This window comes from Pseudomonas sp. Nvir, assembly GCF_963778085.1.
GTDB lineage: Bacteria > Pseudomonadota > Gammaproteobacteria > Pseudomonadales > Pseudomonadaceae > Aquipseudomonas > Aquipseudomonas juntendi.
Genome location: NZ_OY970405.1, coordinates 1,585,021 through 1,611,275 on the forward strand (window position 1 = coordinate 1,585,021; position 26,255 = coordinate 1,611,275).

Sequence of the window (26,255 nt, forward strand, 5' to 3'; positions counted from 1 at the left end):
TGATGGTGCGCTTTCTAGAGTTCGCCCAACTTTCCCACAGTGCCGTCGGGCCGTGGGGTTGATAACCACTCTTGATTGCGAACACTGATGCTCAATTTCAAATCCCTGCGGACTGAATGGGTCACGCTGCTGGCCAGCCTGTACCTGCTGATCGGCTTCAACATGTTCCTTTGGGAGCATCTGCAAGCGGTCGTGCCCCCCGGCCTGTCGGGGTTGTGGCTGATTCTGGCGTTCGCCGTGCTGATGCTGTTCGCGTTCAACCTGGTACTCACTTTATTTGCCTTCCGTTATGTGTTGAAGCCGTTACTTGTGGTCTTGTTCATCAGTGGCGCCGGCGTGGCTTACTTCATGAACCAGTACGGCGTACTTATTGATGCGGGCATGTTCCGCAACATGGCCGAAACCAATGTGGCGGAAGTGCGCGACCTGATGTCGTTCAAGTTTGCCGCTTACATCCTGCTGCTGGGGGTGTTGCCTTCGGTGCTGGTGTGCAAGGCGCAGATCGCCTACCGCCGCTGGCAGCGCGAACTGCTTGGCAAGCTGCTGGTGAGTGGTGCCTGCGTGGTGGCGCTGGGTTCGGTGGCGCTGGTCAACTACCAAGGGCTGTCGTCGCTGCTTCGCAACCACCACGAACTGCGCCTGATGCTGACCCCAAGCAATATCGTGGGCGCCTCCATTGGTTATGTCGGCGAACGGGTTGGTACCGCAGCGCGGCCGTTCCAGCCTTACGGCCAAGATGCCAAGCGTGATGTGGCCTGGCAGAAACATGAGCGCAAATCGCTGACCGTGCTGGTGGTCGGGGAAAGTGCCCGGGCAGACCACTTCGGTGTCTTGGGCTATGGCCGCGTTACCACGCCGAACCTGGCCAAGGAACAGGGCCTGCTGGCGTTCTCCGACGTGCATTCGTGCGGCACGGAAACGGCGGTTTCGGTACCGTGCATGTTCTCTGGCATGCAGCGCAAGGACTACGACGCCAGTGTCGCCAAGAACCGCGAAGGGCTGCTGGACATCCTCCAGCGTGCCGGCCTTGCCGTGCAGTGGCGGGACAACCAGTCGGGTTGCAAGGGCACTTGCGATCGCGTGCAGTTCATCGATGTCAGCAACCTCAAGGACCCGCAACTGTGCGCCGGCGGTGAATGCCATGACCAGATCCTGCTGCAAGGCCTGGATGCGCTGATCGACAACCTCGACAAGGACACCGTGCTGGTGCTGCACCAGATGGGCAGCCATGGCCCCGAGTACTTCAAGCGCTACCCCGAAGGCGGCGAGCGTTTCAGCCCGGTGTGCCAGAGCAACGCCCTGAACCAGTGCAGCGAACAGCAAATCATCAACGGCTACGACAACACCCTGGCCTACACCGACAAGGTCCTGGCCTCGTTGATCGACACCCTGCGCAGCAAGCAGGACAAGGTGGACACGGCGATGATCTACCTGTCCGACCATGGCGAGTCGCTGGGTGAGTACAACCTGTTCCTGCACGGCACACCGTACGCCATCGCCCCCGAGCAGCAGAAGCACGTTCCGCTGCTGACCTGGTTCTCCGACAGCTACAAGGAGGACTTCGGCCTCGATACCGACTGCCTGGCCAAGCTCAGTGACGCCCCGCTGTCGCAAGACAACCTGTTCCACTCGATGCTTGGCCTGCTGCAGGTACACACCGAGGTCTACCAACGGTCGCTGGACATGTTCGCCAGTTGCCGCCCGTGGCTGACGGCCAAGCGCTGACGCCTACACCCTGCGTGCAAACGCACCATTGATCGATATCAAGGATGGCCCGGGTTTCACCAGCAGTGCCCGCGCCGTATATACTGCGCGCCAATGTTAGTGGGAGAGCCTTGTGGCCATCGAAATTCACTGGATATGTGACGACCAGAGCCTGGCTGAACACTGCCGCGACTGGCAGCAACTGCCGTTTGTCGCCGTCGATACCGAGTTCATGCGGGTCGACACCTTTTACCCGAAGGCCGGGCTGATCCAGATTGGCGACGGCCAACGGGCCTTCCTGATCGACCCGCTGCTGATCGGCAACTGGCAACCCCTGGCCGAGCTGCTGGAAAACAGTGGTGTGGTCAAGGTGCTGCATGCCTGCAGCGAAGACCTCGAAGTGCTGTTGCGCCTGACCGGCAAGTTGCCACAACCGCTGTTCGACACCCAGCTGGCCGCCGGTTACCTGAACCTTGGCTTTTCCATGGGCTACTCGCGCCTGGTGCAGGAAGTGCTGGGCATCGACCTGCCCAAGGGCGAAACCCGCTCCGACTGGCTGCAGCGCCCGCTGTCGGACACCCAGGTCAGCTACGCGGCCGAAGATGCCGTGCACCTGGCCGAGCTGTACAATGTGCTGCGCCCGCGCCTTAGCGACGACAAATACGCCTGGGTGCTGGAGGATGGCGCCGAGCTGGTCGCCGCCTTGCGTCGCGAAGTCGAGCCAGCCACCTTGTACCGCGACGTCAAGCTGGCCTGGAAGCTGGCGCCCCAGCAGTTGGCCGTGCTGCGTGAGCTGTGCGCCTGGCGCGAGCGTACTGCCCGCAGCCGCGATGTACCCCGCAACCGCGTGCTCAAGGAACACTCGCTGTGGCCCATCGCCAAGAACCAGCCGAGCAACCTGTCGGCACTGGCCAAGGTCGAAGAGATGCACCCGCGCACCATTCGTCAGGACGGTGAGTTTCTTATCCAGCTGATCAAGCGCGCCGCCAGCCTGCCTGCCGAGCAGTGGCCAGCGCCCTTGCCCGAACCGCTGCCGATCGAAGCCAGCGGCATCCTCAAGCAGCTGCGCGCCATCGGCCAGGCCGAAGGCGAGCGCCTGGGCATTGCCCCTGAGCTGATGCTGCGTAAAAAAGCCCTGGAGGCACTGCTCAAGAGCGGTTACCCCAATGGCCCTTATCAATTGCCCGATTCGCTGCGCGGCTGGCGCCGTGAGCGCATGGGCCAGGCCCTGCTGGACAGCCTTGCAGGCGCCGGAGAGACCCGATGAAACGCATTTGCTCCATCTACAAGAGCCCCCGCAAGAACGAAATGTACCTGTACGTGCTCAAGGCTGACGGCCTTGAGCGCGTGCCAGAAGGCCTGCTGCCGTTCTTCGGCACCCCCGTGCATGCCTTCGACCTGGTGCTCAGCCCGGAACGCAAGCTGGCCCGCGAAGACATCACCAAGGTGTTGGAGAACCTCGACAACCAGGGCTACCACCTGCAGATGCCACCGCCGGATGACGAGTACATCGAGCACCTGCCCGAAGAGCTGCTGCGCCGCAACGACCCGGCCTGAACATGCGCGTACTGATTGCCGAGCATGACCATGCCCGCTACGCCGCGCTTTTGCGCGCAGCCGCGCCTGAACTGGAAATCCTGACCAGTGGCGACTCGGCCGAACTGGCCCGCCAGGCGCCGCGTTGCCCGGTGTGGCTGGGCCAGCCCGACCTGCTGGCGAGCTTGCTGCGCCAGGGCCACCAACCGCGCTGGCTGCAGTCGACCTGGGCCGGCATCACACCGTTGCTGGCCGACGGCTTGCCGCGTGACTATCGCCTGACCCGAGCGGTGGGCATTTTCGGCCAGGTAATGGCCGAGTACATGCTCACCTACATGCTTGGCCATGAGCGCGAGGTGCTGTCGCGCCTGGTCAGCCAGGTCGAGCGGCGCTGGGACGACCGCCCGGGGCGAACGCTGGAAGGGCGCAGGGTGCTGATCGTGGGCACCGGCGACATCGGCCAGCGCGTGGCCGAGTTCCTGCAGCCGTTTGGCGTGGTGCTGTACGGCGTTGCCAGCAGCGCCCGCGAGCAGGCACCGTTCGTTGAAGTGGCGGCGCTGGCCGACCTGCCGCGCATGGTTGGCCAGGTCGACTACGTGCTCAACCTGCTGCCGGATACCCCGGCTACCCACGACCTGTACAACGCCGCACTGTTCAAGTGCTTCCAGCCCACGGCGCTGTTCATCAATGCCGGGCGGGGTGCGGCGGTGGTCGATGCCGACCTGGTAGCGGCGTTGAAGGAGGGGCATCTGGCCGGGGCTGTGATCGATGTGTGCCGCCAGGAGCCATTGCCCAGGCAGCACCCGTTCTGGACGGCCTGGGGCTTGTTGTTGACCGGGCACAGCTCGGCGCCCACCTCGCCGGCGGCGATGGTGCGGTTGTTTGTCGAGAATATGCGGGCGTATGAAGCCGGGCAGGGGTTGCGCGGTGAAGTGGACTTCGCCAGGGGCTATTGACTGCTTTGGCCTGTGCCGGCCTGTTCGCGGGTGAACCCGCGAATAGGCCAGTACTGCCAACCCAAAACTTACAGGCTGAAATCCCCCTCAGCCGCCAGCTCGCTCAGCGGCTTGCGCGGGCTGGGCACTTCACGCGCCTGCAGCGCTTCGTCCAGGCTGGCCTTGTCGCCGAGCTTGCCGATCGCCACCATGGCATGCAGCTCGTAGCCTTCAGGGATCTTCAGCTCCTGACGCGCCAGCGCCTGGTCGAAACCGGCCATGCCGTGGGTATGCCAACCACTGATGCTGGCCTGCAGGGCCAGGTGGCCCCAGGCGGAGCCGGTGTCGAAGGTGTGCCACAGTGCCGGTTTTTCTTCGGTGGCACCCGGGGCGGCGAAGGTGGTCTTGGACATCACCAGCACCAGCGCCGACGCCTGTTGCGCCCAGCTACGGTTGAACGGTACCAGCAGGCTCAGGTAGCGCTCCCAGTTCGGGGTGTCACGGCGGGCATACAGGAAGCGCCAAGGCTGCGAGTTGTACGCCGACGGTGCCCAGCGGGCAGCTTCGAGGAAACTCAGCAGGGTCTCTTCGCTGATCGGTTCGGCGGTGAAGGCGCGGGGCGACCAGCGGTTGATGAACTGCTCGTTGATGGCGTAATCGGCAACGCGGGGGTTGGCGCTCATGGCGGCTCCTGCAAACGGACGGAAAACGCGCACGCTACTGCTTCGCGTAGCGACTGACAAGCGGCCTGGCTTTGCTCAAGGCCAGGCTCTAGACTGGCGCCGCTGCGCGCCGCGACCACAAGATGAATGCAGGTAACCGTGTAATGATCGCTGACAACGCGCCGTTCTGGCGGCGCAAGACCCTCGAACAACTCAATGCCCAGGAGTGGGAGTCGCTGTGCGACGGGTGCGGCCTGTGCTGCCTGCAGAAGCTCGAGGACGAGGACGACAACAGCGTCTATTACACGCGCATCGCGTGCAAGCTGCTGGACCTGCAAACCTGCCAGTGCAGCGATTACCCCAACCGCTTCGCCCAGGTGCCGGATTGCATCCAGCTCACCCCGGGCAAGGCCGACCAGTTCACCTGGCTGCCCAGTACCTGTGGTTACCGCCTGGTCAGCGAGGGCAAGGACTTGCCCGCCTGGCACCACCTGGTCTGTGGCGACCGCCAACAGGTCCATGAACAGCGCATTTCCCAGGCGGGGCGTATGCTCAGGGAGCAGGATGTGCACGAAGACGACTGGGAAGACCACCTGATTTTCCGCGCCAGCTGAGCAGCGCGGCCCGCTGCCACGGGGAACAAGGAGTTTCTGTATGCGTTGCCAGCTGTTGTTGCTGTTGGGCCTGATGGCCAGTGCGCCCGCCTGGGCGAAAAAGGTCAATCTCGATTACGAAGTGCGCCTGTTGCCCGCCAGCGGCCAGGCAGAAGTTCGCCTGACCCTGGCGGACGGCAGCGCGGTGCGCAGCCTTGACTTCGACCTGGGCAAGGCCGGGGCCTACAGCGGCTTCCAGGCCGATGGCCAATGGCAACTGAACGGTCAGCGGGGGGTATGGCAGCCTGCTGCCGGCAAGACCAGCCTCAGCTACCGGGTGCTCCTGGACCAGAAGCTTGCCAGTGGCGCATTTTCGTCGCGTATCACCCCGCACTGGGCGCTGTTCCTGGGCGACCAGCTGGTGCCGCCAGCGCGCCTCGACCAGCAGGATGGAACAGAGCTGGTGGCGCGCCTGGCCTTCGACCTGCCAGCGGGCTGGAAGAGCATCGAAACGCCCTGGCCGCGCGTCGGCCAGGACAAGTTCCGCATCGACAATGTATCGCGCCTGTTCGACCGCCCTACTGGCTGGATGCTCGCCGGTGACCTGGGCAGCCGCCGCGCCCGTCTGGGCGATACCGACGTGACCGTGGCCGCGCCGGTGGGGCAGGGCATGCGGCGTATGGACAGCCTGACCTTGCTCACCTTCGTCTGGCCGCAACTGCAGGCAGTGTTCCCGCGCAACCCGCCGAAGCTGTTGCTGGTGGGCGCGCGTGACGGGATGTGGCGTGGGGCGATGGCGGCGCAGGGGTCGGTGTACCTGCACAGTGGCAGGCCGATGGTCAGCGAGAACGGCAGCAGCCCGTTATTGCGTGAGGTGGTGCAGTTGTTTGCCCAGATCCGCGCCCGTGATGGCAATGACTGGTTGGTGGAAAGCCTGACCGATTACTACGCCGGCGAGTTGCTGCGCCGCTCTGGCGGGGTGAGCGACGACCGCTACCAGGCCTGGCAGGCGCGCCTGAGCAAGCAGGGCGCGAAGGTGACCCGGCTGCGTGGCGAACAGGCCACCCCGGCGCAGGTCGCCCGTGGGGTGATGCTGCTGCAGGCGCTGGACAAGGAAATCCGCATCCATACCCAGGCCAAGCGTTCGCTGGATGATGTGGCGCGCGGGCTGATGCGCTTGCCGAGCGTAAGTACCGAAGAGTTCGTGCAGATAAGCGAGAATGTGCTGGGGCGGCGGTCTGAGGTGTTGCAGAGCAAGGCGTTGCGCTAGAAATTCTTCTTGCCTGTGCCGGCCTTTTCGCGGGCTTGCCCGCTCCTGCAAGTTAAGGCATGCGCAACACCTGTGGGAGCGGGCAAGCCCGCGAAGAGGCCGGCACAGGCAATGCATCAATCAACCGCCAGCCAACGGATCCTTCCCGGTCACCGTCACCCCGCGCGTCGCCGCCTCGGCGCTGGCCTTCAACGCCTCCAGGTCCGCCGCGCTACGCTCGATATCCGAGCGCAAGCGCTGATACTCCTGCCGGTGCCGCTGCCACCAGGCCTTGGTGGCGCAGTGCCCGCTGACCCCACGCGCCACGGCCAGGCCGCCCACCGCCATCTGCAGCAAGCCAACCAGGCCGCCACGGCGCAGCCCTTTGCTGAACATCAGCGCCCCACCGGCCAGTGAGCTGGCACGTTCCAGGCCATGAACATTGTGCTGCGATGACGCAGCGGAATGGCTATCGAGCATGGCAAACCCTCCTTGTGGAATGTAAGCAGCTGACCTGCACGGCAACGCCAGCGTTCAGTTGCATCGCCCGGCGGCGAGCCCAGGGTGGGGTTGAAACGGTGAAAAGCAGCTGGCTGTGTCGTATATGGCGAATACCTTGTCCGGTTTGGCAATGCAGCTTCAAGGGTGTTTAATCACCGCTGTCGAAACCGCTGGAGGCCTTGAAAACAAAGGCTCAGACAGATTCAGCCGTTCAGCCCCTCGAAGCGCAAGTGCCACCGGACCGCAAGGCGGTGTTGGCCGAGGCGCTGCGCCGCCGGATCCTGAGCATGGAACTGGCCCCGGGGGCGGTAGTGGACGAACTGGCCCTGTGCGACGAATTCGGCCTGTCGCGCCCACCCGTGCGCGAACTGCTGCGCCAGATCGCCGCCGAGGGCTACATCGAACTGCGCTGCGCCTGTCGCGTGAAATCCGCGCCGGGGTGGTCACGGTCAACTGCTTCGGCGAAGGTGACGTGACCACGCCGTTCGGTGGCTACAAGGAGTCTGGCTTTGGTGGGCGCGACAAGTCCATCTCGGCCCGTGACCAATACATGGAGCTGAAGACCATCTGGATCAACGCTTCGTGAGCTGAGCAAGGGCGGCTTTTTACTTGAATTTGGGCCCCGAACGGGTATTCAGCCCCTTGGCCATACGGTCGTACAGCACCACATTCACCGTCGCCGCCAGGTTCATGCAGCCCTCGGTCGGGATGTAGATGGTCTCTTCACACCAACCGCGCACTTCTTCGCTCAGCGACCCGTCCTCTGGGCCGAAGATGTAGATGGCGCGGTCCGGGTGGGTGTATTCCGGCAGGGGCCGGGCGCCGTCCACCAGCTCTACCGCCACCGGGGTGCAGCCCAGCGGAATGATGCGTTGCAGGTCATCGATGCCGATCAGCGGGATGTCGTAGTGCACGCGCTTGGTGTCGGTGACGAAGTCACGGGCGCGCTCATACCGTTTGCCGGTGTAGAACACCGAGTTGACGCCGTAGCAGCCCGCGGCGCGCATCACCGAACCGACGTTTTCCGGCGACTTGGGGTTGAACAGGCCGATGCAGCTGTATCGTTTGTTTGCCACGTACCGGGGCCCTTCGCGAAAAAAGCGCGATTATACGGGCTGCCCGGTAGCAGCGGGGGGCGAATCGATGGTCAGTCTTTCTTCAGCAAGCCAGCCAGGCCGGCAAACGGGTTGTGCGTGGCCTTGGCGATGCTCGGGGTGCTGGTGGAGCCTTCGCTGAAGTACTGCTGGTCGGTGTAGCGCGAATGCTCGTTGTCGTGGCAGTACAGGCACAGCAGTTCCCAGTTCGAGCCGTCCTGGGGGTTGTTGTCGTGGTTGTGGTCGCGGTGGTGCACGGTCAGCTCGCTCAGGCGCTTGCCGGCGAACTCGCGGGCGCAGCGGCCGCACACGTGCGGGTACATTCTCAGGGCCTTGTCGCGGTAGCCCATTTCCTTGTCACGCTTGGCGTCGGCGAGAATGCGGTCCAGGCGCGCGGTGGCGGCAGCGGAAGAGGAGGCGCTCATGGTGTTTCCTTTGTTCTGATCAGGCAGGTGACGGTTATGCCATTGAGTCTAGCGCGCTTGCAGGGCGGGCGGACAGGCGAAAGCGTTGATTTAGGCGTAGCCTGTAGGAAGGTTCCCGACAGGAGGTTACTGATGTTGCGCGCGATCCTAGCCGTGCTGTGGCTGGCGGGCCTGCCCATGGCCGATGCCGCCAGTACGCCGCCCCGGCTGGCGAACCCGGTGCCCGGTGCGCCGGGTACGCCCACGCCCACGCCTTACCCGCAGATCACCCCGAGCACGCCGCCCAAGGCTTATGACAGCCAGCCGGGTGCGCCTTTGCTGCCACCGATGCCGGTGCCCGGGCCGCCGAAGGATCAGCCCTTGCCGGGGTTGCGGCCGGAGCCGGCGAAGCCGGCGCAGGATGATGACTGACTGCAGCGGTGCGTTGGCGCTGGGATTACTAGGGGGCCAGTGCCCTGTAGGAGCGGCCTTGTGTCGCGAAAGGGGCGCAAAGCGCCCCCGGCAATCTCAAGCGATACCCAATTCGCCAAACACGAACGCATACTCCAGCGCCACATCCTTGAGCCCCTGATACCGCCCGCTCATCCCGCCGTGCCCGGCGCCCATCTCGGTCTTGAGCAACAGCAGGTTGTCATCGGTCTTGCGCGTGCGCAGCCGCGCCACCCACTTGGCCGCCTCCCAGTACTGCACGCGGCTGTCGTTGTAGCCCGCCACCACCAGCATCGCCGGGTAGGCCTGGGCCTTCACGTTCTCGTAGGGCGCATAAGCCTTGATCCGCGCATACACTTCCGGCTCTTCAGGGTTGCCCCACTCGTCGTACTCGGTCACGGTCAACGGCAGGTCGGGGTCGAGCATGGTGTTGAGCACGTCGACGAACGGCACCTCGGCGACCGCACAGCGGAACAGTTCGGGGCGCAGGTTGAGCACCGCGCCGATCAACAGGCCACCGGCACTGCCACCACTGATGGCCAGCCGGTCGGGCGCCGTCACGCCCTGGGCGACCAGGTGTTCGGCACAGGCGATGAAGTCGCTGAAGGTGTTGTGCTTGTGCGCCTGCTTGCCGGCGCGGTACCAGGCTTCGCCCAGCTCGCCACCACCGCGTACATGGGCGATGGCGAAGGCCACGCCGCGCTGCAGCAGGCTCAGGCGTGCATGCGAAAACCACGGGTCGAGGCTTTCGCCATAGGCGCCATAGCCGTACAGGTACAGCGGCACGGTCTGGCCCAGGTCCTGGCGGCGGCGCACCAGGCTGATCGGCACCTGGGTGCCGTCGGCGGCAGTCGCCCACAAGCGTTCGCTGACATAGTCGTCGGCATCGAAGGCGCCCAGTACCGGTGTTTGCTTGAGCACCACCTGGGCGCCGCTGGCCAGCTCCAGCTGGCGCACCTGGGCCGGGCGGTTGAGTGCTTCGTAGCGCAGGCGCAGGCGGGGGCTGGCGAACTCCAGGCTGTCTTGCACGTACAGGCTGTAGGCGGCATCCGGCAGCTCGACACGGTAGGCCGCCAGACCTTGCGGGCGCACTTCGATGATCGGCAGGCCGCCTTCGCGCAGGCTCAGGGTCAGGGCGCCGGCATTCAGGCTCAGCCCTTCAAGCATGACTGCCTCGCGGTGCGGCACCAGTGCCTGCCATTGCTCGCGGCCCGGTACCTCGGTAGCCGGGGCGTAATACAGGGCGAAGTTGATGCCGTCCTGGTTGGTGCGGATAAACCAGCACCACGCGCCGTCGAGCTGGCCGTGGTCGGGGAAGTATTCATGGCCCTCGACACGTGGCGCCAGGCAAACGAATGGTGCCTGTGGGGTTTCGGCGTTCAGCACCCAGGCTTCGCTGGTGGTCTTGCTGTTCAGCAGCAGCACCAGCTGGCGCTCGGAACTGGTGCGGTAGCAATGCAGGAAGAAGCGCCCGTCGGGCTCCTCGAACACGCGCTCGGCACCGGGGCTGCCCAGCGTATGGCGGCACAGGCGCCATGGCCGGTGGGTGTCGTCCAGCTCGGCGAAGAACAGTGTCTGGCTGTCGTTGGCCCAGGTCATGCTGCCGTCGCAGTCTTCAAAGGGCAGGGCGGTGATCGAGCCGCTGGCGAGGTCTTTCACGTACAGGCTGTAGACCTCGTCGCCACTGGTATCCAGGCTGTAGGCTAGCAGCCGGTGGTCGGGACTGACACTGAACGCGCCCAGCGACAGGAAGCCGCCGTTGGCCAGTGCGTTGGGGTCGAGCAACAGCTGTTCCTGGCTTTCATCGACGGTGTTGCTGTCGTCGGCCGGGCGTGGGCAGCGGTAGTGGCGCGGATATTCGTCGCCAGCAGTGGTGCGGGTGTAGTACAGGTACGGCCCCCAGGGTGAAGGCAGCGACAGGTCGGTCTCCTGGATGCGGCCCTTGATCTCTTCGAACAATTGCTCGCGCAGGGGCGCCTGGTCGGCCAGGCAGGCTTGCTGGTAGGCGTTTTCGGCCTGCAGGTAGGCGAGCACCTCGGGGGTGTCGCGCTGTTGCAGCCAGGCATACGGGTCGGCGGCCTGGTCGGCATGGGCAATCGGCGGTTGGGGCTTGGTCGGCATCGAGGATCTCTTGGTTGGGGTGGCCTGGGCCCGGCTGCGAAGCGGCCGGCGCAGGCAAACACTGTGTGCGCCCGGAAAAGTGTTTATCATAGGCACCTCTTTGCCTGGCTTGCACGAACACCATGATCGAGAACGACTACACCTTGGCCTGGGGCCTGTACGCGGTTGCCGCTTTGGGCTGCCTGCTGGTGGGCTTCAAACTGACCGGCTGGATGTGGCGCTGGTTGCGCGAGCCCCTGCGGGTGGTGCTGGCGGTGCTGTTGCTGACGCCGACCGTGGTTGACCCGGTCAAGGACAGCTTCGCCCCGGCCATCGCCATCACCACCCTGGATGTGGCGTTCAAGGTTGGCAACAATGCCTGGCGCGCAGTTTCCGATTTTGCCATGTACGGCATGATCGCCTTTGCCTTGTATGCCCTCTTCGTATTGCTGCGCTGGCCGCTGGAAAAACGCGCCCGCGAGCGGCGGGCCCAGGCTGAGGCAGCGGCCCAGCGCGAGCAGGCCGAAGATGACCGGCTCGGCGCCCAGGCCCCTTTGGCCGCCGAGCGCAGCGACCGTTACCGTGACCTCCCGCCACCTGCGGCACCCCGGGGAAATGGCCGGGTCGAGCCCCGTCTGTAAGCGGAGACACAGCCATGTGCGAACTGTTGGGCATGAGTGCCAACGTCCCTACCGACATTGTCTTCAGTTTTACCGGCCTGATGCAGCGCGGTGGCCGCACCGGCCCGCACCGCGATGGCTGGGGCATCGGCTTCTATGAAGGGCGCGGCCTGCGCCTGTTCCAGGACCCGGCTGCCAGCAGCGAGTCGGAGGTAGCCAGCCTGGTGCAGCGCTACCCGATCAAGAGCGAAGTGGTCATTGGTCATATCCGCCAGGCCAACGTCGGCAAGGTCTGCCTGGCCAACACCCACCCCTTCATGCGCGAAATGTGGGGCCGTAACTGGTGCTTTGCGCACAACGGCCAGTTGGGCGCCTTCAAGGGCCTGGGCAGTTTCTATCGGCCGGTAGGCGATACCGACAGCGAAGCGGCCTTTTGCGACCTGCTCAACCGCATTCGCAGCGCCTTCCCCGAGCCGGTGCCGGTGCAACAGCTGTTGCCGGTGCTGGTCGAAGCCTGTGCCGGTTACCGCGGGCAGGGCGTGTTCAACTGCATGCTCAGCGACGGTGACTGGCTGTTCTGCTTCTGTTCGACCAAGCTGGTGCACATTACCCGGCGTGCGCCGTTTGGTGCGGCACGCTTGAAGGATGTCGACCTGATCGTCGACTTCCATACGCAAACCACCCCCAACGACGTGGTCACGGTGATTGCCACCGAGGCCCTGACCGAGAACGAGACCTGGCAGCGCTACGCGCCGGGTCAATGGGCCCTGTGGCGGCACGGTGAATGTGTGGCGCACGGCCAGAGCTAAGGACGCTGCATGTTCAGAAGTTACCTGCGGTTGCTGCTGTTCACCTTCGGCCTGTTGGCCGGTATTCAGGTGCCGGGGCTGGTGAAAGACTACAGCCAGCGGGTGGAGGCGCACCTGTACGAGTCGCGCGAGGCGCTGGACGGCTTCAAGCAGACGGCCGAGCGCTTTTTCAATGGCGACCTGCAGGCCTTGCTACGGCACTACCGCAGCAGTGATGACCCAGTGTTCAACAGTGACGCCAACAGCATCGAAAGCCTGATCATCCGCAACCAGTTGCTGGAGAACGAGTGGCAGGCCCTGCAAGGGCCTTGGGCCGCACGCACCTGGCATGTGCTGGTGCAGGCCGACCCGCAGCTGCGTGCAGAAACCCTCAACGGCTACAGCTACCAGATTCTGCTGGTGCCCGAGGCCATCGGCTGGGGTGTTGGCGCAGGGTTCGTGCTGGCGTTCTTGGTCGAAAGCCTGTTGCTGGGGCTTGGCTGGGTGATCCTTGGGGGGCGGCGTCGGGTGGTGAAAGAGAGCTGGCGCTGAGTGCTGGCGCGCAGGTGCCGCTGTTCACGCCAGTTTTGCGCTTATAGGATTAACGGCATTTTCTTCCAGGCACTCGCTTGCTAGGCATCGCACCGCAATGCAGGAAAATTCCAAACAGAGTCATCCACCCTAACGCTGGATTTGACGTCAGTAAGAGTGGTTGGTAGCCGACAAACAAGAAGTAGGATTGTTCGATTGCTCTCATATAATACGTTATGAAGAACACGTTGTAGGCAAAGCAGATAAAGAGCAGCGAATAACCTAGATGTCGTCCGGAGCACAGGTGCCGTAATGTGAATGCAATGACTACGCTGCCTATGATCATTATTGAAAAAGACAGGGTATTCATTGTTTTTCCCACTCAACCAGGATTTGCTCTCCCGTCATCATGTCTATTCCAACTTCAAACATGATCGAACCTTTTCCCATCTCCCTGTAAGCCCGAATTTTGTCGGCTTCAATGTAACGGAAAAGTCGCCATGTGCCGGTTTTTAGGATCATGTGACTCATGCCGAATGCTGACAGACCTATATCCACAGCGCCGTACCCAATGTTGCCTTGCGATGCGCGTCCACCTGCTATTTCAGCTATTCTCTGGTAGCCTTTACGTACTGGGCCAATGGTGTCATTTCGGCCGGTAGCAATATTACGCCCGTTTTCGTAAATGTTGTTGGCACCATGGAGTATCAGCGGTAACCCCCCAAGCGTGCAGCCCAACCCAAGTGACAATTTACACACCGCAACCCCGGTACCTATCTGAAGTACTCCGGCTGCAACCCCCGCAACCAGCTTGCTATATTCTAGTGCTTGTTCGAAAAGGAGTGAATATTCCTTGGTTAGTGCCTTTTGCGCTTCTTCAGGCGATAGCCGGCCATCTTGAGTCGCAGTAACGATTGCCTGCCCCGCACGTGATATTTCCTGGGTAAACTTGGCCCGAAGCCGTTCGTCACTCAAGCATTGCACCCCAACGTGGCGTGCATATAGCGTCAAGCGATTTGCCATGTCATTGACTTCGGATGTTTCGGGGGAGTTGGCGAGTGTGCTGCTGTCAAGCGGCTTCACACCCCCTCGCCCCAATTCGCGTAGCCACTGGTATTCGCTCCCAGATGATGCCAGCCGACGAATCCATAGCGAATGGCAAGGTACTCCTGTGGGTCCTGGTCGTTGAGCAAGATGGAGTGCGGCATCTCGATGCGGTGGTCCACAAGTAACCCATCGGACAGAGTTATTTGAAAGTAGTGCTCATACTCGCTATTGTTGTTTCTGCGAAAAAAATTGATCTTGCATTCTACTATCTCGCGATTTGTCAATGCTTGGGCGAGTAGAGGCGTCGATTTGTCAACATGCTTTGTAATCAGAACAGGTCGATGAGTTGCAGCCTTGGTATTGTCCAAGCTGGCAAGGCTATGACTGAACGAAAGCACCATGATTTCATCACGGTGGGCACTCTGGCATCGGTTACCGATGGATTCAGTTGTGGAGCAGCCCGCTGAGATCAGCCCTTGTTGCCTGCCCGTCATAGTCATATATCCATGGATAGCCATATCTACAACTCCCTGTCAGTGAGGGTTCAAAAGCTAGAGTGCGCAGAGGGCAAATGTATGTAGGACGCTTCTGATCTTTATGGTGACAATTGATAACAAATATTTCCGCTCGTTGTGGAGCGCGTCAGTTCGCTGCGTATCAACGCGTGCTTGTAGGATTACTATGCCCAATCACTCGACCGAGTTTGACTACAGGATCTGCGTTAGAGATCTTGGCGCAAGCTTGCAGCAAGCATCTGCAAACGCGGTAAGGTAGGCACATGCACGACAACAACGGAGGCCGCGTGGTGGAACGCCTGCTACTCAATTGCGACATGGGTGAAAGTTTTGGCAGCTGGCGCATGGGCCTGGATGCCGAGGTCATGCCCTACATCGACTGCGCCAACATCGCCTGCGGTTACCATGCCGGTGACCCTGGCATCATGCGCCGCACCGTGGCCCTGGCACTGGAGCACGGGGTGGCGATCGGTGCCCACCCGGCCTACCCGGACCTGGTCGGCTTCGGGCGCCGGTCCATGGCCTGCAGCCCCGAGGAAATTCGCGATTTGCTGCACTACCAGATCGGCGCACTGGAGGGCATCTGCAAGGTGCTCGGCGGCCGTGTGGCCTATATCAAGCCGCATGGCGCGCTGTACAACGACATGATGGCCGACCCGCTCAAGCTGCGCACCGTGCTGGAAGCTGTGGCGGCTTACGCCCGCGACCTGCCGCTGATGCTGATGGCCACCGCCGACAACCGTACGGCCCAGGCGCTGGGCGATGAAATCGGCGTGCCGCTGTGGTTCGAGGCATTCGCCGACCGGGCCTATACCGCCAGCGGCCACCTGGTCTCGCGGCGCCTGCCCGGCGCCGTGCATCACGACCCGGCGCGTGTGGTGGAGCAGGCCGAGCGCCTGGCCCGTGGCGATACGCTGGTGGCGAACGATGGCAGTGCCTTGAAGCTGGCGGCCAGCACACTGTGTGTGCATGGCGACAACGACAGTTCGGTAGCAGCGGTGCGGCAGATTCGCCAAGCCCTCGATGCCATGGAGCGATGATGAAGCTGCGTATCGAAGTGGTCGCGGTCGACAGCCTGATGGTGCGCCTGTTCGAGCGTATCGACGAGGCCAACATGCCGTGGGTGCTTGCTGCCAGCCAGTGCTTGCGCGCAGCGTTCGGCCAGCACCTGCTGGACTTGGTGCCGTCGTACACCACGCTGATGGTGCACTTCGACCTGCCGCCGGCCGAGGCGAGGGCGCTGATCGCCCAGGCCCTGGACGGTTTGCAGCCTGACGCCGGCAGTGGTGGCCGGCGCCACGAGATCCCGGTGTGGTACCACGCCAGCGTCGGCCCGGAGCTGCCTGTACTGGCTGCCCGCAGCGGCTTGACCGAGGGTGAAGTGGCCCGCTTGCACAGCGAGCGCGAGTACCCGGTTTTTGCCTTGGGCTTCGCCCCCGGGTTCGGCTTCATGGGCCTGGTCGATGAACGCCTGGCGAGCCCCCGCCTGAGCACCCCGCGCAAGCGCGTGGCGGCGGGCAGCGTGGGTATTGCCGAGCGCCAGACAGCAGCGTACCCGGCGGTGTCGCCGGGGGGCTGGAACCTGATCGGGCGTACCCCGGTGCGCCTGTTCGACCATGAACGTGAGGGCTATAGCCTGTTGCAACCCGGTGACCGGGTGCGCTTCGTGGCGGTTACGCGTGATGAGTTTCTGGCCCTGGGCGGCGATGTGGAGGCGCAAGGATGAAGCAGTTGTCGATCGAGGCCAGTAACGCCTTGTGCCAGTTGCAGGACGCCGGGCGCTTCGGCGTACGGCACCTGGGCGTGACCCAGGGCGGGGCGCTGGACTGGGTGGCGATGTACTGGGCCAACTGGCTGTTGGGCAATTCGCTGGCCGCACCTGTGGTGGAGGTCGCGCTGGGTGGCTTCTGTGTGGTGGCGCAGCAGGATTGTGTGCTGGCGCTGGCCGGTGCCGACCTGGATGCGCGAGTTGATGATCAGCCGGTAGCGCCCTGGCGCAGCTTTGCTTTGGGCAAGGGGCAGCGCTTGGCCCTGAAGCAGCCCAAGCAGGGCGTTCGGGCGTACCTGGCGGCGCCTGGCGGGTTTCGCGGCGAGGCGGTGCTGGGCAGCTGTGCCACCGTGGTGCGCGAAGCGCTGGGCGGTACAGACGGCCAGGGCGCTGCGCTTGGTAAAGGCCAGCGGCTGGCTTTTGCGGGTACGCCGGCAACCCTTCGTGAAGTGCCGGATGCCTTGCGCCCGCGCTATCACCACAAGCCTGTGCTCGACCTAGTGATGGGCGCGCAGATCGGTGATTTCAGTGGTACCAGCCTGTTTGAGGCGTTCAACAGTGACTGGACGCTGGACAGCCGGGCTGACCGCATGGGCATCCGTCTACTGGGGCCGAAGTTGGTCTACCAGGGCGCGCCGATGATTTCCGAGGGCATTCCCCTGGGAGCGGTGCAGGTGCCGCCGGACGGGCAACCGATCGTGTTGCTCAATGACCGGCAGACCATTGGCGGTTACCCGCGGCTGGGGGCGTTGACGCCGCTGGCGCTGGCGCAACTGGCGCAGTGCATGCCGGGGGCGCAGGTGAAGTTCAGGGCGGTGGTGCAGGATGAGGGGTGGCGGGAGCAGCAGCAATACTTGGGCCGGTGGTTGTAAGGCTGCGGGCCCTTTCGCGGGCACGCCCGCTCCCACACAGGTGAACTGCGCCCCTGACGTTGGACAAAAATCCAACCTCAGGGGCGTTTCATATGAGCAAGTACACTAGACAATTCAAGCTTTCCGCCATCCAGGCTTTTCTGCAACGTGGCATTGGCTACCGTTTCATAGCCGCACAGTTCCAGATGGATCCCTCCTTACTGCGCCGCTGGGTACAGGCCTACCGCATCCATGGCGAGGCCAGCCTGTCCAGACACGCGCAGACTTTCAGCCCTGAGTTCAAGCTCTCGGTGCTTGAGCGAAAATGGCGCGACAAGTTGTCGTTGCGCGAAACGGCGGCTGTTTTCAACCTGACGCATTCCAGCCAGATAGGCATATGGGAAGCGCAGTACTACAGTGGCGGTATCAAAGCTCTGATAGCAGGGAAAAAAGGACCGCGTAACGTCATGATCAAACCATCCGTCCCACCCGCCAGCACCTCGCCCAAGTCCGAGGAAGAACTCTCGTACGCCGAACTGCTGGCCAAGCTGCGTCACGCCGAGATGGAGATCGCCTACCTAAAAAAGTTAAAAGAACTGCGCGAGGAGAAGGCGAGACAGAAGAGGGCCGGGAAGAAAAAGTCCTGATCATCTCGGCCCTGCGCACCCGCTTCCCGCTCGACGGCCTGCTCAAGCTGGCCGGACTGGCGCGCAGTACGTATTACTACCAGCGCAAGTTGATGGCTGCCGGTGACAAGCTGGCTGCGCTCAAAGACCGTATCCGTGAGATTCAGCAGCGGCATAAAGGTCGCTACGGCTATCGGCGCATGACAGCGACATTGCACAGCGTCGGCCACGCAGTTAACAGTAAGGTCGTGCGGCGACTGATGGCCGAACTCGACCTCAAATGCACGGTGCGCGTGAAGAAGTACAAGTCCTATCGTGGCGAGCCCGGACGCATCGCTCCCAACAAGATGGAGCGCAAGTTTACGGCAGAGGAGCCAAACAGGAGGTGGGTAACGGACGTGACCGAATTCAAGGTGGCGGGTGAAAAGCTGTATCTCTCTCCGGTGCTGGACCTGTTCAATGGTGAGATCGTGGCGCACCAGATCGACACCTCGCCGCACTATCCATTGGTCGGTCAGATGCTCGAGCAGGCGTTGTCACGGCTACCGGAAGGGGCCAGGCCTATGCTGCACTCCGACCAGGGCTGGCAGTATCAGTACTACCGCTACCGGAATCGACTAGAGGAGATGGGACTGGAGCAGAGCATGTCACGCAAAGGCAACTGCCTGGACAATGCGCGAATGGAGAGTTTCTTCGGCACACTGAAGACCGAGATGTATCACGGTCAGCGTTTCGCCAGCATCGAGGATCTGAGCGCTGCAATCGATGAATACATCGATTACTACAACCATGACCGAATCAAGATGGGGCTGGCCGGCCTGAGTCCCGTGGCATACAGGAATCAGGCCGCAGCAGCCTAATCAAAGATTGTCCAACAAATGGGGCGCACCTCACAGGCCTGCGCCATACCTGTAGGAGAGGGCGTGCCCGCGAAGAGCCTCGAACGCTGGCAAGTGGCAGCCCGTTCTCTATCTCACTTTGAGAGATACCGCATCCCTTCCTCCAACCCCTGCAAGGTCAGCGGATACATCTTGTCCTCGATCAACTCCCGCACCAGGTGGGTCGAGGCGGTGTAGTCCCAAGCCTGCCGGGGATAGGGGTTGATCCAGATAATCTTCCTGAATTTCTCCATGAAACGCTGCAGCCACACGTACCCGGCTTCTTCGTTCCAGTGCTCCACGCTGCCACCGGGCTGGGTGATTTCGTAAGGCGCCATGGCCGCATCGCCAACGAAGATCACTTTGTAGTCGTCGCCATACTTGTGCAGCAGATCGAACGTGGAAAACCGCTCCGAGGTGCGGCGCAGGTTGTTCTTCCAAACCGACTCGTACACGCAGTTGTGGAAGTAGTAGTACTCCAGGTGCTTGAACTCGGTCTTGCAGGCCGAGAACAGTTCTTCGCACACCTTGACGTGGGCGTCCATGGAACCACCGATGTCGAACAGCAACAGCAGCTTCACGGTGTTGCGCCGCTCCGGGCGCATCTGGATGTTCAACAACCCGGCATCGCGCGCGGTGTGGTCGATGGTGCCGTCGATGTCGAGCTCTTCGGCGGCGCCTTCACGGGCGAACTTGCGCAGCCGGCGCAGGGCCAGCTTGATGTTGCGCGTGCCCAGTTCCACCTGGTCGTCGAGGTTCTTGTACTCGCGCTGGTCCCAGACCTTCACCGCCTTGCCCTGGCGTTTGCCGGCCTCGCCCACGCGGATGCCCTCGGGGTTGTAGCCGCCCGAGCCGAACGGGCTGGTGCCGCCGGTGCCGATCCACTTGTTGCCGCCGGCGTGGCGCTCCTTCTGCTCTTCCAGGCGCTGCTTGAAGGCCTCGATGAGCTTGTCCAGGCCACCCAGCGACTGGATTTGCGCGCGTTCTTCGTCGCTGAGCGAGCGCTCGAACTCCTTGCGCAGCCAGTCTTCCGGGATCAGCGCCTCGATGTGCTGGTCGAGGTTTTCCAGGCCTTTGAAGTAAGCGGCGAAGGCGCGGTCGAACTTGTCGAAGTGGCGTTCGTCTTTCACCAGAATGGCGCGGGCGAGGTAATAGAATTCGTCCATGTCGGCGAACACCACGTGCTTTTGCAAGGCCTGGTGCAGGTCGAGCAGTTCTCGCACCGACACCGGCACCTTGGCCGCACGCATTTCATTGAACAGGTTGAGCAGCATGGCCCGGCTCCTGTCAGCGGTTGCCGCGCCGGCTCATGAAGGCCAGGCGCTCGAGCAGTTGCACGTCCTGCTCGTTCTTCACCAGCGCACCGGCCAGCGGCGGGATCGCCTTGGTCGGGTCGCGTTCACGCAGCACCGCTTCACCGATGTTGTCGGCCATCAGCAGCTTGAGCCAGTCGACCAGCTCGGAGGTGGAAGGCTTTTTCTTCAGGCCAGGCACCTTGCGTACGTCGAAGAACACGTCCAGCGCCTCGCTGACCAGCGCCTGGCTGATGTTCGGGTAGTGCACGTCGACGATCTGCTGCAGGGTGCTGCGGTCGGGGAAGGCGATGTAGTGGAAGAAGCAGCGGCGCAGGAAGGCGTCGGGCAGCTCCTTTTCGTTGTTCGAGGTAATGATGATGATCGGGCGCTGCCGGGCCTTGATGGTCTCGTCGATTTCGTAAACGTAGAACTCCATCTTGTCCAGTTCCTGCAACAGGTCGTTGGGGAACTCGATGTCGGCCTTGTCGATTTCGTCGATCAGCAGGATGACCCGCTCCTCGGCCTCGAAGGCCTCCCACAGTTTGCCCTTCTTCAGGTAGTTGCGCACGTCATGGACCTTGTCCACGCCCAGCTGCGAGTCGCGCAGGCGGCTGACCGCGTCGTACTCGTAGAGGCCCTGGTGGGCCTTGGTGGTGGACTTGATGTGCCAGGTGATCAGGCGCGCGCCGAACGAAGCTGCCAATTGCTCGGCGAGCATGGTCTTGCCGGTGCCGGGTTCGCCCTTGACCAACAGCGGGCGTTCGAGGGTGATGGCCGCGTTTACCGCCAGTTTCAGGTCGTCTGTGGCGACGTAGTCGCGGGTGCCTTCGAACTTCATGGGGCTGTCCTCTGTTGTAAGCCTGTGCCGGCCTCTTCGCGGGCACGCCCGCTCCCACAGGAATTGCACAAACTTCTGAATCTGCGTAAGTACCTGTGGGAGCGGGCGCGCCCGCGAATGACCCAACACCTGTTTTCGATTTGTTACCGACTATAACGCGGGCCCGGGCAGCTGCAAACGCAGACCGGGTATTCAGTCCCTGAATGCCCCGTCACGCTGTTTCAGTCGGACTTCGGCGCCGGTTGCTCATAGCGTGCATTGAACGCCTGGATGAAGCCGTTGCGCAGGATCTGCAGGAAGGCCTCGAAGGCGCTGATGTTCTGCTTGTGCACGCTGCCGCTGAGCTCCACCCGGGTGGCGAACTGGTTTTTCGGCTGGTTCTTCAGCACCGTCTCGGAGGCGCCCACCAGGGCCTCCCACACCGAGCGGAAGAAGCCTTTGTCCTTGTTCTCGACATCCTGCTGCCAGTCGAACACGTCCACGTCACGCAGCAGGGGTTTGATGTAGCCATTGAGGCGGCCGTTTTCCGCCTGCGCCTCGATGACCACGTCACCATGCCCTGCGCTGAAGTCGAACTTGCCGTAGGCACTGGCGAAGTCATTCAGGTTGCGCAGTTCTATGCCGGTGGCACGCAGGCGGAATTCGAAGTCATCGAAGTCACTGAACGGGTCGAAGGTGGCGCTGCTTTCGACCTTGGCATTGCCGGCGATCAGCGCCGTGCCCTCAAAGCTGGCGTCGCGCCGGCCTTGCTTGTCGCGCACGTTGGTCAGGTTGCTGATGGTGGCGTCCAGCCGGGTTGCCTTGAGATTGACCGGAGGGCGGGAATTGAAATTGCGAAAGGTCAGGGTGCCATTGTCGATATGCACTTCATCGAGGGTAATCGGCAGCAGCTTTTCCAGTTGTTGCCGCCAGTCAGTGCCCTGGCCGGTCTGCGAGGCCTGCTTGTTGCCGCCGTCGACGAAGTTCAGTTCGGGCTGCTCGAAGATCACTTTCGCCACCACGGCCTTGTCGTAGATCAGCGAGTGCCAGCTGACCGACAGGTCGATAACCGGTGCATCCAGCAGCGGCACTGGCACCTTGCCGCTGGTCTTGACGATCCGCAGGCCGTTGATCCGGTAGGCCCCGCGCCACCAGGCCAGGTCCACGTCGGCCACGTGGCCACGGTAGTCGCCCATGTCGGCCAGCTTGTCGTTGAGGTAGTCGCGTACCAGGTAGGGCAGCGCCAGGTGCAACGCCACCAGCAGCGCCACCAGGCTGGCCAGGCCGATCAGCGGCCAGCGATAACGGGCTTTCATCGGGGTGTCTCCCAGGAGGATGTGCGGTGGACCGCAATGCGCCCGGTTGAGTTCGAACAGGCTTTACGGGCCTACGGCCGGGGCTTACCCTTGAGGTCTTTTCCTGCTCGCTTTCATGCCAAGGACCCCTGCCATGAGCCGTATCTTTGCAGACAACGCCCATTCCATCGGCAACACGCCGCTGGTGCAGATCAACCGGATCGCCCCGCGTGGCGTGACCATCCTGGCCAAGATCGAGGGGCGCAACCCGGGCTACTCGGTCAAGTGCCGCATTGGCGCGAACATGGTCTGGGATGCCGAAAGCAGCGGCCGGCTCAAGCCGGGCATGACCATAGTCGAGCCCACCTCGGGCAACACCGGTATCGGCCTGGCCTTCGTTGCCGCCGCGCGTGGCTACAAGCTGATGCTGACCATGCCCGCTTCGATGAGCCTCGAACGGCGCAAGGTACTGAAGGCGCTGGGCGCCGAACTGGTGCTGACCGAGCCGGCCAAAGGCATGAAGGGCGCCATCGACAAGGCCAACGAAATCGTGGCCTCAGACCCGGCGCAGTACTTCCTGCCAGGCCAGTTCGAGAACCCGGCCAACCCCGCCATTCACGAAAAAACCACGGGCCCGGAAATCTGGAACGACACCGACGGCGCGGTGGACGTTCTGGTGGCGGGGGTGGGCACGGGCGGCACCATCACCGGTGTGTCGCGCTACATCAAGCATACCCAGGGCAAGGCGATCCTGTCGGTGGCCGTGGAGCCAGAGGCTTCGCCACTGATCACCCAGACCCTGGCCGGCGAAGAGCTCAAGCCCAGCCCACACAAGATCCAGGGCATCGGGGCTGGCTTCGTACCGAAAAACCTCGACCTGTCGATTGTCGACCAGGTGCTGACGGTGGCTGACGAAGAGGCCAAGGCCATGGCCATTCGCCTGATGCAGGAAGAGGGCATTCTCTGCGGCATTTCTTGCGGCGCAGCCATGGCGGCGGCCGTGCGCCTGGCGGAAAAACCGGAAATGCAAGGCAAGACCATCGTCGTGGTGCTGCCCGATTCCGGCGAGCGTTATTTGTCGAGCATGCTGTTCAGCGACATGTTCAGCGACCAGGAAAACCAGCAGTAACCGGCCATGCCGCTGACCGGGCTCAATGTTCGGCAGCCTGGTTGACTGCACAATCTTCATCGACACGATCCCGCCCGGGTGGTTTGTACCGCGGCGGGATCGGTTTATGATGGCAGGATGATTTTCAGGAGAGCAGGCCGCGCAGCCCTGTTTCTTCCCCTAGGAGTGATGCATGACCTTATCCTTTGCAGCCAAGGCGGGTGTCTTGCTGGTGTTCTTCGCCAGCGTGCTGTTCGTGCACCTGCGCGGCAAGGCCCGCCTGCCGGTGTTGCGCCAGTTCGTCAACCATTCGGCGCTGTTCGCCCCCTACAACGCCTTGATGTACCTGTTTTCCGGGGTGCCGTCCAAACCCTACCTGGACCGCCAGCGCTTCCCGGAACTGGATGTGCTCAAAGACAACTGGCAGGAAATCCGCGAAGAGGCCATGCGCCTGTTCGACGAGGGCTATATCCGCGCCGCCGAAAAGGACAATGACGCCGGCTTCGGTTCGTTCTTCAAGAAGGGCTGGAAGCGGTTTTACCTGAAGTGGTACGACAAGCCGCTGCCATCGGCCGAGGCGCTGTGCCCGAAAACCGTAGAACTGGTCAGCAGCATTCCCAACGTCAAGGGTGCGATGTTCGCCCTGCTGCCTGGCGGTAGCCACCTGAACCCGCACCGCGACCCATTCGCCGGTTCATTGCGTTACCACCTGGGCCTGTCCACGCCGAACTCCGACGCCTGCCGCATTTACGTCGATGGGCAGGAATACGCCTGGCGGGACGGCGAAGACGTGATGTTCGATGAAACCTACGTGCACTGGGTAAAAAACGAGACCGATGTGACCCGGGTGATCCTGTTCTGCGACATCGAGCGGCCGTTGAGCAGCCCGCTGATGACCCGCATCAACCGCAAGGTCAGTGCCTTCCTGGGCCGCGCCACCGCGCCACAGAACACCGACGACGAGCGGGTGGGCGGCATCAACCAGGCGTATGCCTGGAGCAAGCGCTTCTCCAACAAGCTCAGCACCCATGTGAAGCAGTTCAAGCGGGCCAACCCCAAGGCCTATCGGGTCTTGCGCCCGGTGCTGGCGGTGGTCGTGGCTTATCTGCTTTACCGCTGGTTGTTCTGAGCGCAGGCTGGCCTGTGCGCGGGTTCACCCGCGCACAGGCCAGCTCACCTCACACTGGCGCCCGCTATTGCCCAATCGTGGGTTCACCGCTATTCTCCACAACACTTCCTTCCCTGAAGCCTGAATCATGCCCGCCAAGCCCTCCACCACCAGCTTTGCCATCGCGCCAGTCGCGGGCATGGTCGTGCGTGGCAGCCAGCAGCCGGCCATGGTCAGTCATTACCCACCACCTGTCAGTGGCGCCGTAGGCGGCGTAGCTCCGCCATGCTGCGTGGTCGTGTTGGGCTGATCGGCTTCGGCCGAGTCCCTTCGCACACGCAACCCACTGAACCCGGCCGGCTACTTAGTGCGCTTTAGCGCAGGCCGTCCGCTTGGCTTATCTGCCTATCATCAGGTGGCAATACATGTCCTTTTTCAACAAAGCATCCGTGGCCTCGGCGGCCACTACCAGCCTGTTCGTCCTGCTGTGGAGCAGCGGGGCGATCGTTTCCAAACTTGGCCTGGCGCATGCCAGCCCGTTCGCCTTCCTGCTGCTGCGCTCTGCCTTGGCCCTGGCGGGCCTGTTGCTGATCGGGCCGTTGCTGGGGCTGCGCTGGCCACGCCGTAAGGGCGCCATGCTGCGTGCCCTGGGCACTGGCTGCGTGTTGCTCGGGGCTTACCAGATCTTCTATCTGCTGGCCCTCGACACCCACGTCACGCCAGGCATCATGGCCACGGTCATGGGCGTGCAACCGATCCTCACCGTCGTGCTGATGGAGCGCCAGCGTTCGATCAGCCGCCTGTTCGGCCTGGGGCTGGGCTTGAGTGGCTTGATCATGGTGGTGTACCAGGGGCTCAACCTGGGTGGGGTGTCGCTGGCGGGCATGCTGTTCGCCCTGCTGGCGCTGGCCAGCATGACCTGCGGTTCGATCCTGCAAAAACGCATCACCGACAACCCCATGGGCACGCTGCCGCTGCAGTACCTGGCCGGCTTTGCCCTGTGCGCGCTGTTCGCACCCTTGCAACCCTTACAGGTGCAGTGGACCGGGGGTTTCGTGGCTGCCTTGCTGTGGATGGGCCTGGTGGTTTCGCTGCTGGCCACCTTGCTGCTGTATCGGCTGATCGCCAAGGGTAACCTGGTCAACGTCACCAGCCTGTTCTACCTGGTGCCGGCGGTGACCGCGGTGATGGACTTGCTGATCTTCGGCAACCGCCTGGCGCCGCTCAGCCTGCTGGGCATGGGGTTGATCGTGGTCGGCCTGCTGTTCGTGTTCCGCAAGCCTGCCAAGCGCCTGGCCGAGGCCTGAGCCCTAGCGGAACTCGGCGGGGATGGCGTGCCGGAGTACGCCTTCCTCGAAGTCCAGCAGCCCGGCTTCGCGCTGGGTGAGCAGGTAGTAGAGCAGGGTGTCGATTGAGCGCTTTTGCGGTACTGCCACGGCCAGCAGTCTTACCGACTGCTCGGTTTCACAGGCGCAGCCGAAATCCTGCAAGGCAGCGCGAACCTGATCGAGGGTTTCCGGGGGCTTGACCAGCACCCGGAACACCGAGGTGCCGCTGCTTTGGCGCAGTTCGGCGAACCAGGTCTGGCCGTCTTCTTCATAGGTGCCGATAAGGTCACCCGGCGCGATGCCGTACACATGAAAGGGGATGTTGTCCACGGCATGGCCGCCTTCCACAGCCTTGGCCCAAAGGCCTTCGACCGAGGCCGGTGGGTAGCCGTTGGCGTCCTGTTCCAGGCGGAACAGCACCTTCTTGCAGGTCGGGTTCATGCCGTTCTCCC

General features: G+C 62.9%; 29 protein-coding genes and 2 pseudogenes. 20 read left to right on the top strand and 11 right to left on the bottom strand.

Features of this window, described 5'->3' with window-relative positions:
- Window positions 1-87 precede the first annotated feature (87 nt).
- From AACG97_RS07705 to AACG97_RS07720, 4 genes are all read left to right on the top strand, one after another.
- Window positions 88-1,725 carry a phosphoethanolamine transferase gene (locus AACG97_RS07705; protein ID WP_225785760.1) on the top strand — a complete coding sequence of 546 codons (1,638 nt, stop codon included), beginning with the start codon at window positions 88-90 and terminating at the stop codon, window positions 1,723-1,725.
- A gap of 112 nt (window positions 1,726-1,837) precedes the next feature.
- On the top strand, window positions 1,838-2,971 hold the full coding sequence (gene rnd / locus AACG97_RS07710; RefSeq protein WP_054881637.1) for a ribonuclease D: 1,134 nt from the start codon (window positions 1,838-1,840) through the stop codon (window positions 2,969-2,971).
- Window positions 2,968-3,261, top strand: a complete 294-nt coding sequence (locus AACG97_RS07715; protein WP_009686808.1) for a YcgL domain-containing protein — start codon at window positions 2,968-2,970, stop codon at window positions 3,259-3,261. The genes rnd and AACG97_RS07715 overlap by 4 nt, the downstream gene beginning before the upstream one ends.
- Window positions 3,262-3,263: 2 nt before the next feature.
- Window positions 3,264-4,196 (top strand): D-2-hydroxyacid dehydrogenase, encoded by a 933-nt coding sequence (locus AACG97_RS07720; RefSeq protein ID WP_054881636.1) that lies wholly within the window; start codon window positions 3,264-3,266, stop codon window positions 4,194-4,196.
- 68 nt (window positions 4,197-4,264) lie between these two features.
- Here the strand turns inward: AACG97_RS07720 and AACG97_RS07725 are convergent, their stop codons facing one another.
- Window positions 4,265-4,858 (bottom strand): nitroreductase family protein, encoded by a 594-nt coding sequence (locus tag AACG97_RS07725; RefSeq protein WP_009686805.1) that lies wholly within the window; start codon window positions 4,856-4,858, stop codon window positions 4,265-4,267.
- Window positions 4,859-5,001: 143 nt separating this feature from the next.
- On the opposite strand from AACG97_RS07725, the gene AACG97_RS07730 reads away from it, so the two are divergent.
- Together AACG97_RS07730 and AACG97_RS07735 are read left to right on the top strand one after the other, a co-directional pair.
- Complete coding sequence (locus AACG97_RS07730) at window positions 5,002-5,451, top strand: YcgN family cysteine cluster protein (protein WP_009686804.1); 450 nt, start codon at window positions 5,002-5,004, stop codon at window positions 5,449-5,451.
- Between the two features lie 40 nt (window positions 5,452-5,491).
- A complete protein-coding gene (locus tag AACG97_RS07735; protein ID WP_054881635.1) occupies window positions 5,492-6,700 on the top strand; it encodes a hypothetical protein in 1,209 nt (402 codons plus the stop codon).
- Between the two features lie 120 nt (window positions 6,701-6,820).
- On the opposite strand, the gene AACG97_RS07740 is transcribed toward AACG97_RS07735, so the two are convergent.
- On the bottom strand, window positions 6,821-7,159 hold the full coding sequence (locus tag AACG97_RS07740) for a YgaP-like transmembrane domain (protein ID WP_009686802.1): 339 nt from the start codon (window positions 7,157-7,159) through the stop codon (window positions 6,821-6,823).
- Between the two features lie 200 nt (window positions 7,160-7,359).
- On the opposite strand from AACG97_RS07740, the pseudogene AACG97_RS07745 reads away from it, so the two are divergent.
- A pseudogene (locus AACG97_RS07745) lies at window positions 7,360-7,587 on the top strand (GntR family transcriptional regulator); the annotation flags it as partial.
- Window positions 7,572-7,766 (top strand): annotated as a pseudogene (locus AACG97_RS07750) (aldehyde dehydrogenase family protein); the annotation flags it as partial. The pseudogenes AACG97_RS07745 and AACG97_RS07750, both read left to right, overlap by 16 nt.
- Window positions 7,767-7,785: 19 nt before the next feature.
- On the opposite strand, the gene AACG97_RS07755 reads toward AACG97_RS07750, so the two are convergent.
- Both AACG97_RS07755 and AACG97_RS07760 read right to left on the bottom strand, forming a co-directional pair.
- Window positions 7,786-8,256, bottom strand: coding sequence for an RNA methyltransferase (locus AACG97_RS07755; RefSeq protein WP_009686799.1), 471 nt, complete (start codon window positions 8,254-8,256; stop codon window positions 7,786-7,788).
- 71 nt (window positions 8,257-8,327) lie between these two features.
- Window positions 8,328-8,699 carry a YajD family HNH nuclease gene (locus AACG97_RS07760; protein WP_009686798.1) on the bottom strand — a complete coding sequence of 124 codons (372 nt, stop codon included), beginning with the start codon at window positions 8,697-8,699 and terminating at the stop codon, window positions 8,328-8,330.
- Window positions 8,700-8,831: 132 nt separating this feature from the next.
- On the opposite strand from AACG97_RS07760, the gene AACG97_RS07765 reads away from it, so the two are divergent.
- Entirely contained in the window at window positions 8,832-9,110 is a 279-nt protein-coding gene (locus AACG97_RS07765; RefSeq protein WP_054881634.1) for a hypothetical protein, read from the top strand.
- Between the two features lie 96 nt (window positions 9,111-9,206).
- Here the strand turns inward: AACG97_RS07765 and AACG97_RS07770 are convergent, their stop codons facing one another.
- Window positions 9,207-11,249, bottom strand: coding sequence for a S9 family peptidase (locus tag AACG97_RS07770; protein WP_197886050.1), 2,043 nt, complete (start codon window positions 11,247-11,249; stop codon window positions 9,207-9,209).
- Between the two features lie 122 nt (window positions 11,250-11,371).
- Here AACG97_RS07770 and AACG97_RS07775 point away from each other — a divergent pair, with 122 nt between their 5' ends.
- The 3 genes from AACG97_RS07775 to AACG97_RS07785 are packed head-to-tail and all read left to right on the top strand — an operon-like array spanning window position 11,372 to window position 13,188.
- Window positions 11,372-11,869, top strand: coding sequence for a hypothetical protein (locus tag AACG97_RS07775; protein ID WP_009686795.1), 498 nt, complete (start codon window positions 11,372-11,374; stop codon window positions 11,867-11,869).
- 14 nt (window positions 11,870-11,883) lie between these two features.
- Window positions 11,884-12,657 carry a class II glutamine amidotransferase gene (locus AACG97_RS07780; protein WP_197886048.1) on the top strand — a complete coding sequence of 258 codons (774 nt, stop codon included), beginning with the start codon at window positions 11,884-11,886 and terminating at the stop codon, window positions 12,655-12,657.
- A 9-nt stretch (window positions 12,658-12,666) separates the two neighbouring features.
- Complete coding sequence (locus AACG97_RS07785) at window positions 12,667-13,188, top strand: DUF2937 family protein (protein ID WP_054881631.1); 522 nt, start codon at window positions 12,667-12,669, stop codon at window positions 13,186-13,188.
- A gap of 345 nt (window positions 13,189-13,533) precedes the next feature.
- Here the strand turns inward: AACG97_RS07785 and AACG97_RS07790 are convergent, their stop codons facing one another.
- Together AACG97_RS07790 and AACG97_RS07795 are read right to left on the bottom strand one after the other, a co-directional pair.
- Window positions 13,534-14,250, bottom strand: a complete 717-nt coding sequence (locus AACG97_RS07790) for a DUF4225 domain-containing protein (RefSeq protein WP_125855100.1) — start codon at window positions 14,248-14,250, stop codon at window positions 13,534-13,536.
- A complete protein-coding gene (locus AACG97_RS07795) occupies window positions 14,247-14,732 on the bottom strand; it encodes an Hcp family type VI secretion system effector (RefSeq protein ID WP_054881630.1) in 486 nt (161 codons plus the stop codon). The genes AACG97_RS07790 and AACG97_RS07795 overlap by 4 nt, the downstream gene beginning before the upstream one ends.
- A gap of 260 nt (window positions 14,733-14,992) precedes the next feature.
- On the opposite strand from AACG97_RS07795, the gene AACG97_RS07800 reads away from it, so the two are divergent.
- The 4 genes from AACG97_RS07800 (at window position 14,993) to AACG97_RS07815 (ending at window position 18,834) form a co-directional block, all read left to right on the top strand.
- Window positions 14,993-15,769, top strand: coding sequence for a 5-oxoprolinase subunit PxpA (locus AACG97_RS07800; RefSeq protein WP_197886047.1), 777 nt, complete (start codon window positions 14,993-14,995; stop codon window positions 15,767-15,769).
- Window positions 15,769-16,455: a 5-oxoprolinase subunit PxpB gene (gene pxpB / locus AACG97_RS07805; RefSeq protein WP_125855098.1), complete on the top strand. Its 687-nt coding sequence runs from the start codon at window positions 15,769-15,771 to the stop codon at window positions 16,453-16,455. Before AACG97_RS07800 ends, pxpB begins: the two co-directional genes overlap by 1 nt.
- Window positions 16,452-17,369 (top strand): 5-oxoprolinase subunit C family protein, encoded by a 918-nt coding sequence (locus tag AACG97_RS07810; RefSeq protein ID WP_115293571.1) that lies wholly within the window; start codon window positions 16,452-16,454, stop codon window positions 17,367-17,369. Before pxpB ends, AACG97_RS07810 begins: the two co-directional genes overlap by 4 nt.
- Window positions 17,370-17,461: 92 nt before the next feature.
- A protein-coding gene (locus AACG97_RS07815; RefSeq protein ID WP_115294863.1) for an IS3 family transposase occupies window positions 17,462-18,834 on the top strand; the annotation gives its coding sequence in 2 pieces (ribosomal slippage) (window positions 17,462-17,935 and window positions 17,938-18,834; 1,371 coding nt in all).
- Between the two features lie 113 nt (window positions 18,835-18,947).
- On the opposite strand, the gene AACG97_RS07820 is transcribed toward AACG97_RS07815, so the two are convergent.
- The 3 genes from AACG97_RS07820 to AACG97_RS07830 form a co-directional block, all read right to left on the bottom strand.
- The gene (locus AACG97_RS07820; RefSeq protein ID WP_009686787.1) at window positions 18,948-20,126 is read right to left on the bottom strand and encodes a vWA domain-containing protein; all 1,179 of its coding nucleotides are present in this window, start codon (window positions 20,124-20,126) and stop codon (window positions 18,948-18,950) included.
- 13 nt (window positions 20,127-20,139) lie between these two features.
- On the bottom strand, window positions 20,140-20,985 hold the full coding sequence (locus tag AACG97_RS07825; protein ID WP_009686786.1) for an AAA family ATPase: 846 nt from the start codon (window positions 20,983-20,985) through the stop codon (window positions 20,140-20,142).
- Window positions 20,986-21,206: 221 nt separating this feature from the next.
- Entirely contained in the window at window positions 21,207-22,280 is a 1,074-nt protein-coding gene (locus AACG97_RS07830; protein WP_197885821.1) for a DUF748 domain-containing protein, read from the bottom strand.
- A gap of 133 nt (window positions 22,281-22,413) precedes the next feature.
- Here AACG97_RS07830 and cysK point away from each other — a divergent pair, with 133 nt between their 5' ends.
- The 4 genes from cysK (at window position 22,414) to AACG97_RS07850 (ending at window position 25,782) form a co-directional block, all read left to right on the top strand.
- A complete protein-coding gene (gene cysK / locus AACG97_RS07835) occupies window positions 22,414-23,388 on the top strand; it encodes a cysteine synthase A (RefSeq protein WP_009686784.1) in 975 nt (324 codons plus the stop codon).
- 172 nt (window positions 23,389-23,560) lie between these two features.
- Window positions 23,561-24,496: an aspartyl/asparaginyl beta-hydroxylase domain-containing protein gene (locus AACG97_RS07840; protein ID WP_182366227.1), complete on the top strand. Its 936-nt coding sequence runs from the start codon at window positions 23,561-23,563 to the stop codon at window positions 24,494-24,496.
- Between the two features lie 127 nt (window positions 24,497-24,623).
- Window positions 24,624-24,785: a hypothetical protein gene (locus tag AACG97_RS07845; RefSeq protein ID WP_009686782.1), complete on the top strand. Its 162-nt coding sequence runs from the start codon at window positions 24,624-24,626 to the stop codon at window positions 24,783-24,785.
- Between the two features lie 115 nt (window positions 24,786-24,900).
- Complete coding sequence (locus tag AACG97_RS07850) at window positions 24,901-25,782, top strand: DMT family transporter (RefSeq protein WP_054913884.1); 882 nt, start codon at window positions 24,901-24,903, stop codon at window positions 25,780-25,782.
- Window positions 25,783-25,785: 3 nt separating this feature from the next.
- On the opposite strand, the gene AACG97_RS07855 is transcribed toward AACG97_RS07850, so the two are convergent.
- Window positions 25,786-26,244 (bottom strand): DUF4265 domain-containing protein, encoded by a 459-nt coding sequence (locus AACG97_RS07855; RefSeq protein ID WP_029885396.1) that lies wholly within the window; start codon window positions 26,242-26,244, stop codon window positions 25,786-25,788.
- Window positions 26,245-26,255 lie beyond the last annotated feature (11 nt).